General features: G+C 70.1%; 10 protein-coding genes. 4 read left to right on the top strand and 6 right to left on the bottom strand.

The window, feature by feature from the left end; all coding sequences use genetic code 11:
* Positions 1 to 45: 45 nt before the first annotated feature.
* Both lpdA and sucB read left to right on the top strand, forming a co-directional pair.
* Positions 46 to 1419, top strand: coding sequence for a dihydrolipoyl dehydrogenase (gene lpdA / locus FFG40_RS11200; protein ID WP_138803229.1), 1374 nt, complete (start codon positions 46 to 48; stop codon positions 1417 to 1419).
* Between the two features lie 73 nt (positions 1420 to 1492).
* Positions 1493 to 3007: a 2-oxoglutarate dehydrogenase, E2 component, dihydrolipoamide succinyltransferase gene (sucB, locus tag FFG40_RS11195; RefSeq protein WP_138803228.1), complete on the top strand. Its 1515-nt coding sequence runs from the start codon at positions 1493 to 1495 to the stop codon at positions 3005 to 3007.
* 77 nt (positions 3008 to 3084) lie between these two features.
* Here the strand turns inward: sucB and FFG40_RS11190 are convergent, their stop codons facing one another.
* Positions 3085 to 3957, bottom strand: coding sequence for a hypothetical protein (locus tag FFG40_RS11190; protein WP_138803227.1), 873 nt, complete (start codon positions 3955 to 3957; stop codon positions 3085 to 3087).
* A 128-nt stretch (positions 3958 to 4085) separates the two neighbouring features.
* Between FFG40_RS11190 and FFG40_RS11185 the strand changes: the two genes are divergently transcribed.
* On the top strand, positions 4086 to 4802 hold the full coding sequence (locus FFG40_RS11185; protein WP_027465455.1) for a DUF4191 domain-containing protein: 717 nt from the start codon (positions 4086 to 4088) through the stop codon (positions 4800 to 4802).
* Between the two features lie 169 nt (positions 4803 to 4971).
* Here the strand turns inward: FFG40_RS11185 and FFG40_RS11180 are convergent, their stop codons facing one another.
* On the bottom strand, positions 4972 to 5427 hold the full coding sequence (locus FFG40_RS11180; RefSeq protein WP_071244549.1) for an RDD family protein: 456 nt from the start codon (positions 5425 to 5427) through the stop codon (positions 4972 to 4974).
* A gap of 141 nt (positions 5428 to 5568) precedes the next feature.
* Between FFG40_RS11180 and glnA the strand changes: the two genes are divergently transcribed.
* Entirely contained in the window at positions 5569 to 6993 is a 1425-nt protein-coding gene (glnA, locus tag FFG40_RS11175) for a type I glutamate--ammonia ligase (protein ID WP_027465453.1), read from the top strand.
* A 418-nt stretch (positions 6994 to 7411) separates the two neighbouring features.
* Here the strand turns inward: glnA and FFG40_RS11170 are convergent, their stop codons facing one another.
* From FFG40_RS11170 to FFG40_RS11155, 4 genes are all read right to left on the bottom strand, one after another.
* A complete protein-coding gene (locus tag FFG40_RS11170; RefSeq protein WP_051596711.1) occupies positions 7412 to 8839 on the bottom strand; it encodes a UDP-glucose/GDP-mannose dehydrogenase family protein in 1428 nt (475 codons plus the stop codon).
* The gene (locus FFG40_RS11165; RefSeq protein WP_138803226.1) at positions 8836 to 10386 is read right to left on the bottom strand and encodes a glycosyl hydrolase; all 1551 of its coding nucleotides are present in this window, start codon (positions 10384 to 10386) and stop codon (positions 8836 to 8838) included. Before FFG40_RS11165 ends, FFG40_RS11170 begins: the two co-directional genes overlap by 4 nt.
* Positions 10379 to 12028: a glycosyltransferase family 2 protein gene (locus tag FFG40_RS11160; protein ID WP_138803225.1), complete on the bottom strand. Its 1650-nt coding sequence runs from the start codon at positions 12026 to 12028 to the stop codon at positions 10379 to 10381. Before FFG40_RS11160 ends, FFG40_RS11165 begins: the two co-directional genes overlap by 8 nt.
* A 547-nt stretch (positions 12029 to 12575) precedes the next feature.
* Positions 12576 to 15527, bottom strand: a complete 2952-nt coding sequence (locus FFG40_RS11155) for a bifunctional [glutamine synthetase] adenylyltransferase/[glutamine synthetase]-adenylyl-L-tyrosine phosphorylase (protein WP_138803224.1) — start codon at positions 15525 to 15527, stop codon at positions 12576 to 12578.
* Positions 15528 to 15544: the final 17 nt, after the last annotated feature.

The raw sequence follows: 15544 nt of genomic DNA, 5'->3' as shown, positions 1-15544 counted from the left end.
ACGTAGGGCCCGATCGGCCCGACACGCACGAGGGAGTTGCACCAGGTGACGGAACAGACTTACGACGTCGTTGTCCTCGGTGGCGGGAGTGGTGGGTACGCCGCTGCGCTCCGGGCCGCCGAACTCGGCATGAGCGTCGCGCTCATCGAGGGCGACAAGCTCGGAGGGACGTGCCTGCACCGCGGCTGCATCCCGACCAAGGCGCTGCTGCACGCCGCCGAGATCGCCGACGGCACGCGTGACGCCGAGAAGTACGGCGTGATCGCGGAGTTCGCCGGCGTCGACGTGCCCAAGGTGATCGACTACCAGCAGGGCGTCATCAACTCCAAGTACAAGGGCCTGCAGGGCCTGGTCAAGGCTCGCGGCATCACCGTGGTCGAGGGCTGGGGTCGTCTGACCTCGCAGAACACCGTGCAGGTCGGCGACCAGACCGTCACCGGCAAGAACATCGTGCTCGCGACCGGCTCCTACTCGAAGTCCCTTCCAGGGCTCGAGATCGGCGGTCGCGTGATCACCTCCGAGACCGCGCTCCGCATGGACTACGTCCCGAACAAGGTCGTCATCCTGGGCGGCGGCGTCATCGGCGTCGAGTTCGCCAGCGTCTGGAAGTCCTTCGGCGCCGAGGTCACCATCGTCGAAGGGCTGCCGCACCTGGTCCCCGCCGAGGACGAGTCGATGTCGAAGCAGCTCGAGCGTGCGTTCCGCAAGCGCGGCATCGAGTTCTCGCTCGGTGTCCGGTTCCAGGGCGTCGAGCAGCACGAGAACGGCGTCGTCGTCACGCTGGAGGACGGCAAGACCTTCGACGGTGACGTCCTGCTCGTCGCCGTCGGCCGTGGCCCCGTCACGCAGAACGTCGGCTACGACGAGGTCGGCGTGGCGATGGACCGCGGGTTCGTCACCACGAACGAGCGTCTCGCCACGAACATCCCGAACGTCTACGCCGTCGGCGACATCGTCCCCGGTCTGCAGCTCGCGCACCGCGGCTTCCAGCAGGGCATCTTCGTCGCCGAGGAGATCGCCGGCCTCAACCCGGTGGTCATCGAGGACAAGAACATCCCGAAGATCACCTACTCCGACCCCGAGGTCGCGTCGGTCGGGCTCTCGCAGGCCAAGGCCGAAGAGCAGTACGGCGCCGACAAGGTCGACTCGTACGAGTACAACCTGGCCGGCAACGGCAAGAGCCACATCATCGGGACCTCCGGCTCCGTCAAGGTCGTGCGCGTCGTGGACGGCCCCGTCGTCGGGGTCAGCATGATCGGTGCCCGCGTCGGCGAGCTCATCGGCGAAGCACAGCTCGCCGTGAACTGGGAGGCCTACCCGGAGGACATCGCTCCCCTGGTGCACGGTCACCCGACCCAGAACGAAGCCCTCGGCGAGGCGTTCCTGCACCTCGCGGGCAAGCCGCTGCACGCGCTGTGACCGGCACCGGTCCGCGCACTGTGACAATGACACCAACAACCACTGCAATCCCCCGCGAAGAGGAGTCCACCCGATGAGCGAATCCGTCAACCTCCCGGCGCTCGGCGAGAGCGTCACCGAGGGCACGGTGACCCGATGGCTGAAGAACGTCGGTGACCGGGTCGAGGTCGACGAGCCGCTGCTCGAGGTCTCGACCGACAAGGTCGACACCGAGATCCCGTCGCCGATCGCCGGCGTGGTCGAGGAGATCCTGGTGCAAGAGGACGAGACCGTCGAGGTCGGCACCGCCCTGGTGAAGATCGGTGACGGCTCCGGCTCGTCCGACGGCGGTTCGGACTCGTCCGACTCCGGCGCCGACGACGCGAACGCCGCCGCTGCCGACGCCGAGGAGCCCGAGGCCGCTCCCAGCACGGAGCAGGAGGCCGAGACCCCCGCCCCCGAGCCCACCGAGCCCGAGCCCGCCCCCGCCGGTCAGACGCAGCCCGCCGCCCCGCAGGCACCGTCCGCCCCGCCCGCGGCCGCGCCGGTCCCGGCCGCCGCGCCGGTCCCGCCGCCCGCAGCCGCACCGCCGGCAGCCGTGCCGGCCCAGGCCGCTCCTGCTGCCGCACCGGCTCCGGCGTCCGCGCCGAGCGCCACAGCCGCCGCCGCGGTGCCGAACCCCACGCAGGACGGCGCAGCCTCCGGCTACGTCACCCCGCTGGTGCGCAAGCTCGCCAACGAGCAGGGTGTCGACCTGTCCACGGTCACGGGTTCCGGTGTCGGGGGGCGCATCCGCAAGGAGGACGTCCTCGCCGCCGCCGCGAAGGCCCCGGCCGCCTCGGCTGCAGCAGCACCCGCCGCCGCTTCCGGCCCGTTCGTCGCCGAGGTCTCGCCGCTGCGCGGAACCCGCGAGAAGATGACCCGCCTGCGCAAGGTCGTCGCCGAGCGTGCCGTGCAGTCGATGACCTCGACCGCACAGCTCACGAGCGTCGTCGAGGTCGACGTCACGAAGGTGGCGCAGTTCCGCGACGCCCACAAGGCGGAGTTCCTCGAGAAGACCGGCTCGAAGCTCTCCTTCATGCCGTTCTTCGCCCTCGCGGCGTCCGAGGCGCTGAAGGCCCACCCGAAGATCAACTCCACGGTCGAGGGTGACGAGATCGTCTACCCGGAGACCGAGAACGTCTCGATCGCGGTGGACACCGAGCGTGGCCTGCTGACCCCGGTCATCAAGGACGCGGCCTCGCTGGACCTGGCGCAGTTCTCGAAGTCCATCGCGGACCTCGCCGAGCGCACCCGGAACAACCAGCTGAAGCCCGACGAGCTGGCCGGCGGCACGTTCACGCTGACCAACACCGGTTCGCGTGGCGCGCTGTTCGACACCCCCGTGGTGTTCCTGCCGCAGTCGGCGATCCTCGGCACCGGCATCGTCACGAAGCGCCCGGCGGTCGTGAAGGTCGACGGCCAGGAGGCCATCGCCATCCGCTCGTTCGTCTACCTGGCGCTGTCGTACGACCACCGGATCATCGACGGTGCGGACGCCTCGCGGTACCTCGTCGCGGTGAAGAACCGTCTCGAAGAGGGCAACTTCGCCCCGAACCTCGGGTACTGATCACCAGCAGCACGGCCGACGGCCCCGGTTCCCCTCGTGGGAGCCGGGGCCGTTCCCGTTCCGCGGCGGGTTCGGCGTCACCCGCCGCCGAGCAGGGTCAGGGCGGCGACCACCGACCCGACGGTGACGACGAGCCCCACGAGGACACGGCGGAGCGGGAGTCGTCGTCCGGCTCCGAGTGGGACACCGTGCTCGACCACGTCCCGCAGGCGATCGAGCAGTGCGTCCTGCCCGTTCGGTGTCGGCGGTTCGGCGAACACGAGGTCGCTCGGCACGGGGGTCCACCGGAACGGGCGGGGCGCGGCGGTGGCACGGACGATGTCGAGTGCTGCTCGTGCGCTCGGCCCGTCCCCGTCGAGGGCGTCCTGCAGTGCCCCGAGCACCGGGGCCTGGGCGGGGTCGGCCGGGTCGACGCGGTCCCACACGCTCCGGGCTGCGAGCACGAGGGTCCGGGTCGCATCGGTGGGGTGCGCGGTGCGCGTCGGGGTCGTCGCGTTGGTGTGGTTGGTTCGGTTGGTCGGGTTCGTGGCGTTGGTTGGGTTCGTCGGGTTCGTCGCGTTCGCCGGGCGGTCGCAGAGGACGACGGCTCCGGAGTCGTCCACCAGCACGTCGTCGATGCCGGCGGCACCGAGCAGGACCGCGCCGTCGTGCACCGCCACCAGGAGCTCCAGGAGCGGGACCGTCAGGGTCACCGCGACGCCGGTGGTCGGGGTGCCGAGCCGGTCGAGCGCCGGCACGAGCGGCGTGCCCGTGGGCCGGTCGAGGTCGACCACGAGGCGCCCCGTCGGGGTCCGACCGACCGCGGCCACCGGGACGAGGTGGCGCTGGGCGGCCGCGGAGCGGTCGGCGACCCACGTGAGCACGTCGCGCTCGTCGTGCTCGTCGTGCTCGTCGTGCTCGTTGCCGGTCACGATCCAGCGGTCCGGGTGGTGGTCGGTGCTCGTCTCCATGGTGACCAGCGTGGCGGCGGCGCGGTGGGCCTCCAGGCTCTCCCGCACCACCTGTGGACAAGACGTGTTCGCGCACAGCCGGACACGTGACGGTCTCCCCCGGCGCACGGAGGCCGTATCCTGTTCGCATGGCACGCAGCTCTTCCACAGACAAGAAGGCGAAGGAGCCGGGGCGTCTCAAGCAGATGTTCCAGGTCTTCCAGATGACCCGAAAGGCCGACCCGTCGTCGGTCTGGTGGTTCGCCCTCGCCTTCGTCGGTCCGGTCGTCCTCGGTGTCCTGCTGGCGCTGCTCCTGCCGGGGCAGAACTGGCTCGCGATCGTCCTCTGGATCGTCGCCGGTGTGCTGCTCGGTGTGCTGCTCTTCCTCATCGTGCTCGGTCGTCTTGCAGAACGCGCCGCGTACTCGCAGATCGAAGGCCAGCCCGGCGCCGTCGGTGCCGTGCTGTCGAACTCGCTCCGTCGCCAGTGGCGCTCGAGCGAGATGCCGGTCGCGGTGCACGGTCGCTCGCAGGCAGCGGTCTACCGCGCCGTGGGTCGCCCCGGTGTCGTCCTGATCACCGAGGGCCAGCGTGGCAACCTCAACCGCCAGGTCGACGAGGAGCGCCGCAAGGTCCAGCGCATCGTCCCGAACGTCGCCGTGCACGTGCTGCACGTGGGTGACGGCACCGGTGAGAGCCTGACGCTGCACAAGCTGCCCCGTGCCATGAACAAGCTCAAGAAGTCGCTCAACCGCAACGAGGTCCTGGCGGTCGCGAACCGTCTCGACTCGCTGACGCAGAGCCCCGCGGCCTCGATCCCGAAGGGCATGGACCCGATGCGGGCCCGCGCCGGACGGCCGCGCTGACCGAACCCCCACACACGAGAACGCCCCCGACCAGATGGTCGGGGGCGTTCTCGTGCGTGCGGGGTGTGTGCCTCGCTCGAAGCCGGTCTTGCACGGTGCGAGGTTCCGTACACGGTGCGGGAAGCGCAGGCGGGCACCGATTACGGAACCTCGCACCACACAGCCCGGCTCAGCGCCGGACGAGCACCGTCCCGGCGATGCGGTCGTGCGCACCCCGGCTGTCGCGGTCGATGATGAGCGCCGGGACCACCAGGCAGAGCAGCACCGTCCGGAGGATCGGCCGCCACACCCCCACGTAGCCGCCGCGCATCGGGACGACCCGCAGTCCGACGCAGATGTGTCCGAACGACCCGGACAGCAGGCAGATGAACACGATCTGCAGCACGGCGAAGATGGCGATCTGCACCCAGGAGTGCGCGATGTCGCCCGAACCGTTCACCGGCGACCACACACCGGTGACGTAGGCGACCAGGTCGGCCAGCGCGCCGTCGATCAGCAGCGCCACGACCCGCCGGCCGATGCGCCCGACACTCCGGGGTCCGGACTCCGGCAGACCGAGGTCCTTGCCCGGCCACCCGTCCGGGTGCTCGGAGGGCGCGGACGGACTGGGAGTGCTGCGGGCCATGGTCCCCAGCGTAGGCGACGGCCCGGGCGTAACACGCCCGAAACAAACCAGTCATGTCCGGGAAACCCCGTGTCAATAGCCTCGTCGGAGGTGCCTTGACCGGTGCCTCCGACATCACCCAACCCATTGGAGATCGGCCCCATGTTCAGCGATTCCTCCGAGGTCCTGGCCTTCATCAAGGACACCGACGTCAAGTTCCTCGACATCCGCTTCACGGACCTGCCCGGTGTGCAGCAGCACTTCAACATCCCGGCATCCACCGTCGACGAGGACTTCTTCTCGGTCGGCCAGCTGTTCGACGGCTCCTCGATCCGTGGGTTCGCGTCGATCCACGAGTCCGACATGCAGCTGATCCCCGATGTCACCACGGCGTACGTCGACCAGTTCCGCGCCGAGCGCACGCTCATCATGATCTTCGACATCTACAACCCGCGGAACGGCGAGATCTACGGCCGTGACCCGCGCCAGGTGGCGAAGAAGGCCGAGAAGTACCTCGCGTCGACGGGCATCGCGGACACCGCGTTCTTCGCCCCCGAGGCCGAGTTCTACATCTTCGACGACGTCCGCTACTCGGTCACGCAGAACGAGTCCTTCTACGCGGTCGACTCCGAAGAGGGCGCCTGGAACACCGGTCGCGACGAAGAGGGCGGCAACCTCGCCAACAAGACCCCGTACAAGGGCGGCTACTTCCCCGTGTCGCCGGTCGACAAGACCGCTGACCTGCGCGACGACATCACCCTCAAGCTGATCGACGCCGGCTTCGAGCTCGAGCGTTCGCACCACGAGGTGGGCACGGGCGGCCAGCAGGAGATCAACTACAAGTTCGACACGATGGTCCACGCCGCGGACGACATCCTGAAGTTCAAGTACATCGTCAAGAACACCGCTGACCAGTGGGGCAAGGTCGCCACGTTCATGCCGAAGCCGCTCTTCGGCGACAACGGCTCGGGCATGCACACCCACCAGTCGCTCTGGTCGGACGGCAAGCCGCTCTTCTACGACGAGAACGGCTACGGCGGGCTGTCGGACCTCGCCCGCTGGTACATCGGCGGCATCCTGAAGCACGCCTCGGCGCTGCTCGCCTTCACCAACCCGTCGATCAACTCGTACCACCGTCTGGTCAAGGGCTTCGAGGCCCCGGTCAACCTGGTCTACTCGGCCGGCAACCGCTCGGCGGCGATCCGCATCCCGATCACGGGCACCAACCCGAAGGCCAAGCGCATCGAGTTCCGCGCGCCCGACGCCTCCGGCAACCCGTACCTGGCCTTCGCCGCGCAGCTGATGGCGGGCCTCGACGGCATCCAGAACCGCATCGAGCCGCACGAGCCGGTCGACAAGGACCTCTACGAGCTCCCGCCGGAGGAGGCGAAGGGCATCCCCCAGGTCCCCGGCTCCCTCGACGAGGCGCTCGACGCGCTCGAGGCGGACCACGAGTTCCTCACGAAGGGCAACGTCTTCACCGAGGACCTCATCCAGACCTGGATCGACTACAAGCGCGAGAACGAGATCCTCCCGCTGGCCCAGCGCCCGCACCCGTTCGAGTACGAGCTGTACTTCGGCGTCTGAGTTCCGCTGACACCACACGAAGGGCCCCGCACCGTCAGGTGCGGGGCCCTTCGTCGTACCGGCAACGTTTCGGGCTGGGCGACACCTCACGGGCTGCGCCGCCCGTGAGATGTCGCCCAGCGCGAGAGGACGCGGCCACCGTCAGCGCGGGGTGCGGACGCGACAGCCTGGAGGCCCGGTGCCTGTCCGCCGGGCGGGTGCCGGGGCTCCAGGCGGTCGCGACGCACGTTCCTTCCCATCGCAGCTGGACTGGAAAGCGGAATCGGGCGTACCTGGTCAGAACTTTCCACCAGGTACGCCCGGTTCGACCAGGTACGCCCGATTCGACCAGGCACGCCCGGTTCGACTCCGTACGGCCCCGGGCACACGGGAACGGGGCCCGCGCCGCCCGGCACGGACCCCGTCTCGCGAACGGTGACTAGCGGCTCGTGGCCAACGCGTCGTTCGTCCCCGCTGCGACGCTCACGGGTGCACCCGTGACCGGCGTGGGACGTCCCAGGGAACGGACGGTCCACCCCGCTTTCACCCAGTCGGAGACCGGGAGGCAGTTGCGCGCGTCGATGACGACGCGGCGCCCGACGAGGTCACCGAGGGCGACCGGGTCGGCGGTGATGATGTCGTCCCACTCGGTGAGCACGAGGACGACGTCGGCGCCCTCGATCGCGTCCGTCATCGAGGCGGCGTAGCTCAGCGTCGGGAACGAGCGCTTCGCGGGCTCCATCGCCTCGGGGTCCCAGAGCGTCACCTGTGCGCCGCGGAGGTGCAGCGCAGCGGCGACGTTGAGCGCCGGGGAGTCCCGGACGTCGTCGGTCAGCGGCTTGAACGCGGCACCGATGACGGCCACGCGGCGGTTGAGCACCGATCCCCCGGCCGAGTCGATCGCCATGTCGATGACCCGCTGGCGCTGCCCCATGTTGATCTCGTCGACCTGCTGCATGAGGCCGACGACCTGGCCCGCGCCGATCTCGTTCGCGCGGTACATGAGCGCCCGGATGTCCTTCGGCAGGCAGCCTCCGCCGAAGCCGAGTCCGGCGTTCAGGAACTTCCGGCCGATGCGGGCGTCGTGGCCGAGGGCGTCGGCGAGCGTGGAGACGTCGGCACCGGTGATCGCGCACATCTCGGAGATCGCGTTGATGAACGAGATCTTCGTGGCGAGGAACGCGTTGGCGCTCACCTTGACGAGCTCCGCGGTCGCGAGGTCGGTGGTGATGACCGGCGTGCCCTCGCTGATCGGTGCGGCGTAGACCTCGCGGATCACGGCGTCGGCGGCCTCGGAGGCTCCGCCCCAGACCAGACGGTCCGGGTGCAGCGTGTCCTCGACGGCCTTGCCCTCACGCAGGAACTCGGGGTTCCAGATGAGCTCCGCGTCGATGCCGGCGGGGGTGAACTCGCGGACGATGCCGCGGAGTCGCGATGCCGTGCCCACCGGGACCGTCGACTTGCCGACGATGAGGCCCGGGTGGGTGAGGTTCTCGGCGACACCACGGGTGGCGCTCTCCACGTAGGCGAGGTTCGCGGCGTGCGATCCGGCCTTCTGCGGGGTGCCGACGCAGACGAAGTGGACGTCCGCAGCGGCCACGGCCGAGGCGATGTCGGAGGTGAAGCGGAGCTTGCCGCTGGCGACGTGCTTCGTGATGAGCTCGGGCAGCCCGGGCTCGAAGAACGGGACCTCACCGGCGGACAGCGCCGCGAGCTTCGACGGGTCGATGTCGACACCGATGGTCTCGAAGCCCATCTCGGCCATGGCGGCCGCGTGGGTGGCGCCGAGGTAGCCGGTGCCGATGACGCTGATGACGGGTGCGGGACGGGTGTCGGCCGATGCGGTCGACTTCTTGGACTCGCTCATTGCGTGACCTCCTGCAGGTCGTAGTCGATGTCGTTGCGCTTGATGCCCTCGGCGAAGGCCTTGAGGGAATCGGCGCGGGAGTTGAGACGCCAGTCGTTCGTGGTGCGCTTGCCGTCGATGATGGTGGTCGCGGTCTCGCTGAAGTACGCGAAGCCGACGATGTCCTTGTTGGCGGGGTCCGCCAGCGCATCGAAGAGCGAGTTGATCCACTGCGTCTTCTGCGGGTTCGCGACACTCGTGCCGGTCTCGGTCGCACCGATCTCGTTGAGCATGATGCCCTTGCCCGGCGCGATCTGCCGGAGCTGCGCGAGCGTCGCTCCGAAGGTCGTGGCGAACGTCGGCTGCTCGGTGGCGTCACGGTAGTAGCCGCTCATGCCGACCCAGTCCACGTACTCCGCACCCGGGTAGTACTGCTGCATGTACTCGAGCGTCTGGTACTTCGTGTTGCCGAGCTTGTCGATGCGGCTCGGGGACCAGTCCCAGATGACGTACTTGTTCGCGCCGTTCGCCTGGAAGACGTCGTGCACGTGCTTCCACATCTTCTTGTAGGAGCCGACGGGGTTCTTCTGGGCGTCACCCTCGGACCAGTTGTACCAGGAGCCGTTCATCTCGTGGTCGAGACGGATGACCATCGGCTGCCCGTTGGCCGCAAGCGCCTTGGCGTACTTCGTCAGGTAGGCGTCGAACGACCCACCGGAGATGTCGTCGTTGGTGTACCCGGGGACGTACTTCTGGTCGTTGCCGGTCTGCGCCGGCACGGTCTCCCACGTCATGAGGGGGACGCGGCCGTTGGCCCAGGAGCGCTGCACCGCGCTGGCGTTGAACTCCTGGTCGAAGCCCTGGAAGAAGCCGGTCATGTTCGACGCGGTGCCGACCTGACGGGAGACCTCGTCGTACTCGGCCCAGTTGAACGGGGACTGCGCGGTGTACAGGCCGTACCAGCGCGACTGCTGGCCGAGGATCTCGGCCTTCGTCGGCGTGACGACCGGGGTGGCACCCGGGTCGGTCGAGGGGCCGGGGTTCGGCTTCGACCCACCGCCGTTGCCCGAACCCGAACCGCTGCCCGACCCGTTGTCCGACGAACCTGAACCGGACCCGCCGGCGGAACCGGCACCGGCCCCGCCGGAACCCGAGCCACCGCTGCCGGAGCCGGCGGCGTTGACGTTGGACGAGCCTCCCGAGCTCTTCGCGGCACCGAGCTGGGACTGCAGGGACGCGATCTGCGCCTTGAGTTCCGAGATCTGGTCGCCGCGCGACCCGGCCTGGGCCGTGCGGGAGTCGAGCTTGCCCTCGAGCGACCAGATGCGCTCCTGGGCGGCGTCGAGCTGCGTCTGCAGCTCGGCGGCGGACACCTTCTTGGCCTTCGGCGCCTCGACGCCGAGCGCCTGGTGCACGGCGGTCGAGACGGGGCCGGTGGGCGAGATCCACACCGACCAGGTGATGAGGCCGAGCGCCAGCACGATGGCCGTCGTGCCGATGGCCGTCCGGCGGGCGTGCTTGCTGGACTGGGCCCACCAAGCACTCGAGGAACGGATGATGTCAGACAATGAGGAACGCCTCCAGGGCGAAGATCGCGATGCCGATCACGTACGGGATCGCTGCGTACGGGTTGTACCGGCGGGCTCGGGCGGGGGCCGGCGCGGCTGCTCGCTGGGCCTCCTGCTGCGCGACCGCGGCTGCGGCCTCGCGGCGGGTGGCGAGGACGGTGGTGGTGGAGTTGGTCGCCGCGTCGGCGCCGAAGAGCTCGTCGAACGCGCGGTCGACGGCCACCTGGTCGACGGTGTCGAGCGGAGCGGACGAGCCCGAACCCGAGCCCGCCGCACCCGCCGATCCTGCGTCCGCACCGGTCATCCGGGCACGTTCGGCGTCGATCGGGCTGACCGGGATCTGGGCCGTGGAGGACAGCGGCTGGACGGCGTCCGCCGGGTCCTCCTGCATCGGACCGCCGGCGTAGGCGCCGGCTCGGGTCCCCCAGCCGGACGCGTGCGCCAGGCGGAAGAAGCCGATGAGCCGGATCGGCATCAGGAAGAACGTCGACACGATGATGAACATCGGCAGGCGGAAGAAGTCGCTCGGCTTCTCCGACAGGTGCCGCATCTGGCGGATCGCCATGCTCAGCACGCTCGAGATCACCATGAGCGCCGCGACGTAGACGAAGCCGGTCGAGAAGCCGTACTGCGACAGGATGCCCTGGTACAGGTTCTCGCCCTGACCGGTGAAGGCGCGGTAGATCCAGCCGGCGATCACGCCGAAGAGCATGAACGGCAGGATGATGTCGGTGATGAAGAACGCCGCCAGGATCGGGGCGTGGCCGAGCATCCACGGCAGCATCCGCAGCGTGTTGTACTGCGAGCCGCGGGCCCAGCGGAGCTGCTGCTTGAACAGCTTCTTCACCTGCAGCGGGGCATCCGTGTAGACCAGCGACGTGTACTGGTAGACGGTCCGGTACCCCTCCTTGAGCGTGAGGTTCGTCAGCGTCCGGTCGTCGGAGACCTCGAGGAACACACCCATGAACTTCTCGTGCATGAACCGGTCCATCACCCGCATGAGGATGCTCCGGCGGAACGCGATGGTGCGCCCGGGCAGGCAGCCGATCTGCCCGAGGACACTCTGTGCCGGCATCGAGTAGAGCGCCCGCGAGTTCTCGAGCCAGTCGGCCCAGCGGGTGATCCAGCTGCGCTCCGGCTCGAGGATGCGCTGCCGGGTCGTGACGCCACCGACGGACTCGTCGGCGAACGGCCGGAGGAGTTCCTCGAGCGCGCCGGGGGTCCAGACGGTGTCGGAGTCGACCAGCACGGTGATGTCGCCGTTGGACATCTCGGTGCCGACCTTGACGGCGTTGCGCTTGCCCGGGATGGGCGTGTGGGTCCAGCGGACGAGCGGGGCGAACTCGTCGCAGACCTCTTCGAGCGCCTCGTTGCGAGCACCGTTGATGACGACGATGATCTCGCCGGGCCGCTGCTCGACCATGCGGCCGATGACGTCGCGGAACAGGTCGAGCGGTTCGTCCACGACGGGGACGACGACGCTGGTGGTACCGACGAAGGTGCCGGTGAAGGGGCGGTAGCGGGCGGAGATGACGACCTTGAGCAACCAGAGCAACCAGATCACCGCGGAGTACACGGCGAACAGGTAGAACTCGGGGTGCCCTTCGACCATCTGCCTGATCTGCAGAATGAAGGTGAACACTGATCCCTGCTTCAACGTTCGAGGTGGAGATTCCGCTTCATCGGGGAATCAGGGCCGGTTCGGGTGATGCCATTGATGCAGAACCTGAACGCGCGCGCAACGCGGCCCCCGTCCGGGGGCGTTACGGGCGCGTTACGGGGTACACACTGGTCCCCCTCTCGGCCGGTCGGAGCGGTCCCCCGTCGTGCTGACAGCACTCCTGCGGACCACACGGCGGCGAGGGGTCGCCCCGATGGGCGACAGGTGCGGCCTGGAGGCTCGGGTCGGGTCAGGGGGAAAGCCCAGGTCAGCAGGCGGTCACGTGGCGTGTCGGGGGGCACCGGAAATGGTCCCCTGGCGGTTCGGTGAGAGTTCGGTCACGGCGCGGTAACGAGCCGGGCTCCGTTTCGAACAGGGGTACGAACGGGGCGCCGCCGGGGGACGTCGCGCGACACGGGGAATTAACCTTCGACGGCTGCTCAGGTCAGGCCCGTCCGGAGACGTCCGGGCGTGTCGCAGGCGACGCAGCGTCCCGTCGCGGGCGACGCAGCGTCCCATCGCGGGCGGGTCAGGCGCCGTAGAACTCGCGCTCGAACACCTGTCGGGCGCGCCGCGTGACGCCGAGGTAGTCGTCCTCGAGGCGGCTCGCGGAGCCCGGCGGGTACTCCATCAGGCGGGCGACACCCTCGAGCTGGACGCGGTCGACGGGCAGGACGTCGGTGGTCTTCCCCGACCACAGCACGAGGGCACTCCGGGTGCGCGATGCGAAGCGCCAGGCGGCCCCGAGCCGCTCGCCGTCCTCGGCGCCGACGAGTCCGGCGTCGACCGCGGCGTCGAGCGCCTCGAGCGTCGACGTGGTGCGGAGCGACGGGATCTCGAGCGCGTGCTGCAGCTGCAGGAGCTGCACGAACCACTCGACGTCGCTGAGCGATCCCCGGCCGAGCTTGAGGTGCCGGGCGGGGTCGGCGCCGCGGGGCAGCCGTTCCGACTCCACGCGGGCCTTGATGCGGCGGACTTCACGCACCTGGTGGTCGTCGATCCGCTCGGGGTACCGGGTGCGGTCGGCGAGGTGCTCGAAGTCGCGCAGGAGCTGTGCGTCGCCGACGGCCCCGCGCGCGCGGAGGAGCGCCTGCGCCTCCCACGTGAGGGACCAGCGGGCGTAGTAGGCGCCGTAGGACTCGAGTGTCCGCACGACGGGACCGTTCTTGCCCTCGGGGCGCAGGTCGATGTCGAGGTCGAGCGGGTGGATCGTGTCCTCGGTGAGCCGGTTGAGCTCGCGCACGATGGTCTGGGCGGTGCGGGACGCGACCTCCGGAGCCAGGTCGGGTGCGCGGTAGACGTACAGCACGTCGGCGTCCGAGCCGAAGCCGAGCTCCCGCCCGCCGTACCGGCCCATCGCGATGATCCCGAACTCGAAGCCCTCGGGGGCGTCACGGCGGGCGAGCGCGAGGGCTCCGGCAAGGGTGGCCTCGGTGACGTCGCTCAGGGCCGGGCCGAGGCCGTCGACGTCGAGCGAGCCGAGCACCGCGGCCATGCCGAGCCGCAGGGTCTCCCGACGTCGGGCCGACCGGAGCAGGGCCGCGGAGCCGTCGACGTCGTTGCCGTGCCGCGCGGTGGTCGCGGTCATCTCGGCGAGCAGGGCGTCGATGGGCCGCGGACGCAGCAGGGCCTCGGGTTCGTCGAGCCAGGCGACCGCCTCGGGGAACCGCTCGAGCAGCCCGGACAGGAACGCCGACTCGGACAGCACCGTGGTGAGCGAGTGCGCGGCACCGGACGAGTCGCGCAGCATGCGGAGGAACCAGCTCGACTCCCCCAGGCCGTCGCTCAGCCGCCGGAAGGCCAGCAGCGCACGGTCCGGTGCCGGCCCCTCGGCCATCCAGCGCAGGAGCACGGGGAGCAGGTTCCGCTGGATCGCCGCACGCCGGCTCGTGCCCTGCGTCAGGGCGCGGATGTGTCCGACGGCTCCGGCGGGGTCGACGAACCCGACGCCGGCGAGCCGGTCGACGACCTGGTCGTTGGTCAGGACGATCTCGTCCTCGGTCGAGGCCACGGCGGACAGCAGCGGCCGGTAGAACAGGCGCTCGTGCAGCCCGCGGACCTCGAGCTTCACGGCACGCCAGCGGGCCTCGAGCGCCGGGGCCGACGCGGCGACACCGCTCGACCGGGCGAGCACCCGCAGTTCCTCTTCGTCGGCGGGCATCAGGTGCGTCCGCTGCAGGCGCCGGAGCTGGATGCGGTGCTCGAGCACCCGGAGCAGGGCGTAGTCCGGCCCGAACCGAGCGGCCTCGGCACGGCCGACGTACCCGGCGTCGGTCAGGGCGTCCATCGCTTCGAGCGTCGACCGCACCCGCACCGAGGGGTCGTCGCGGCCGTGCACGAGCTGCAGGAGCTGCACGGTGAACTCGACGTCCCGCAGGCCGCCGGGGCCGAGCTTGAGCTGCCGGTCGACGTCGGCGTCAGGGATGTGCTCGGTCACCCGCTCGCGCATTCGCTGCACCGACTCGACGAACCCCGGCCGGGTGGAGGAGTTCCACACGAACGACGCGACGGCCTCGGCGTACCGGGCACCGAGGTCGGCGGATCCGGCGATCGGTCGGGCCTTGAGCAGCGCCTGGAACTCCCACCCCTTCGCCCAGCGCTCGTAGTACGCCACGTGCGAGTCGAGGGTGCGGACGAGTGCGCCGTCCTTGCCCTCGGGCCGGAGGTTCGCGTCGACCTCCCACAGGGCGGGCTCGGCGGCGAGGTCGGTGATCGCGTGCATGGCGGCGATCGCGATGCGGGTGGAGACGAGCACTGCCCGGTCGGTGGGGACGTCGTCGGTGGGCTCGGTGACGAAGATGACGTCGACGTCGCTGACGTAGTTGAGCTCGCGGGCACCGGCCTTGCCCATCGCGATCACGGCGAGCGGGGTCGCCGCGACGTCGGCCGCGGGGAACGGCACCTCGCGCCGGGCGATGTCGACCGCGGCGTCGAGGGTGGCTCCCGCCAGGTCGGCGAGTCCGGCGGCCACGGCCGGGAACGCGTCCGTGGGCACGGGGTGCAGCACGTCGAACAGGGCGATCTGGGCCAGGTGCCGGCGGTAGCGCACGCGCAGGCGCATCCGGGCGTCCTCACCCGTGGCGCCGTCGACGGCCTCGGTCAGCGACGCCGTGTACCGCTCCTGCGACCACGGTTCGCCGACCGGTTCGAGCAGCAGGGCGAGCTCCGCCGGACGTCGGTGCAGGAACTCCCCGAGACCGATCGAGGCGCCGAGCAGGCGGACCAGGCGCTCGGTCGCCGCGTCGTCCGTCAGGACGGGGCGGAGCTCGTCCGGCGCGCGCTCGAGCAGCCGCTCGAGCATCCGCAGGGCGCCGTCCGGATCAGCGGTGCCGCCCCAGAGCGCGGCAGACCCGGCGACCGGCAGCGGCACGTCGGGGCCGAACCGGGCCTCCAGGTCGGCAGCCCGCTCGAGGCTCTCCGACAGCTCCGCGAACCCCAGTCGGGCCAGCTCCGAACGTGACGTCGTCGTCCGACCGGTCATGTGGAACGTGCTCCCGA

Source organism: Curtobacterium sp. KBS0715, from assembly GCF_005938005.2.
Classification (GTDB): domain Bacteria; phylum Actinomycetota; class Actinomycetes; order Actinomycetales; family Microbacteriaceae; genus Curtobacterium; species Curtobacterium flaccumfaciens.
The sequence above is the reverse complement of the archived record's forward strand: the minus strand, read 5'-3'. Positions and strand labels throughout refer to the sequence as shown.

Coding starts and splice junctions, on each gene's coding strand:
- sucB (WP_138803228.1), top strand. CDS start 1,493: ATGAGCGAATCCGTCAACCTCCCGGCGCTCGGCGAGAGCGTCACCGAG.
- FFG40_RS11190 (WP_138803227.1), bottom strand. CDS start 3,957: ATGGAGACGAGCACCGACCACCACCCGGACCGCTGGATCGTGACCGGC.
- FFG40_RS11185 (WP_027465455.1), top strand. CDS start 4,086: ATGGCACGCAGCTCTTCCACAGACAAGAAGGCGAAGGAGCCGGGGCGT.
- FFG40_RS11180 (WP_071244549.1), bottom strand. CDS start 5,427: ATGGCCCGCAGCACTCCCAGTCCGTCCGCGCCCTCCGAGCACCCGGAC.
- glnA (WP_027465453.1), top strand. CDS start 5,569: ATGTTCAGCGATTCCTCCGAGGTCCTGGCCTTCATCAAGGACACCGAC.
- FFG40_RS11170 (WP_051596711.1), bottom strand. CDS start 8,839: ATGAGCGAGTCCAAGAAGTCGACCGCATCGGCCGACACCCGTCCCGCA.
- FFG40_RS11155 (WP_138803224.1), bottom strand. CDS start 15,527: ATGACCGGTCGGACGACGACGTCACGTTCGGAGCTGGCCCGACTGGGG.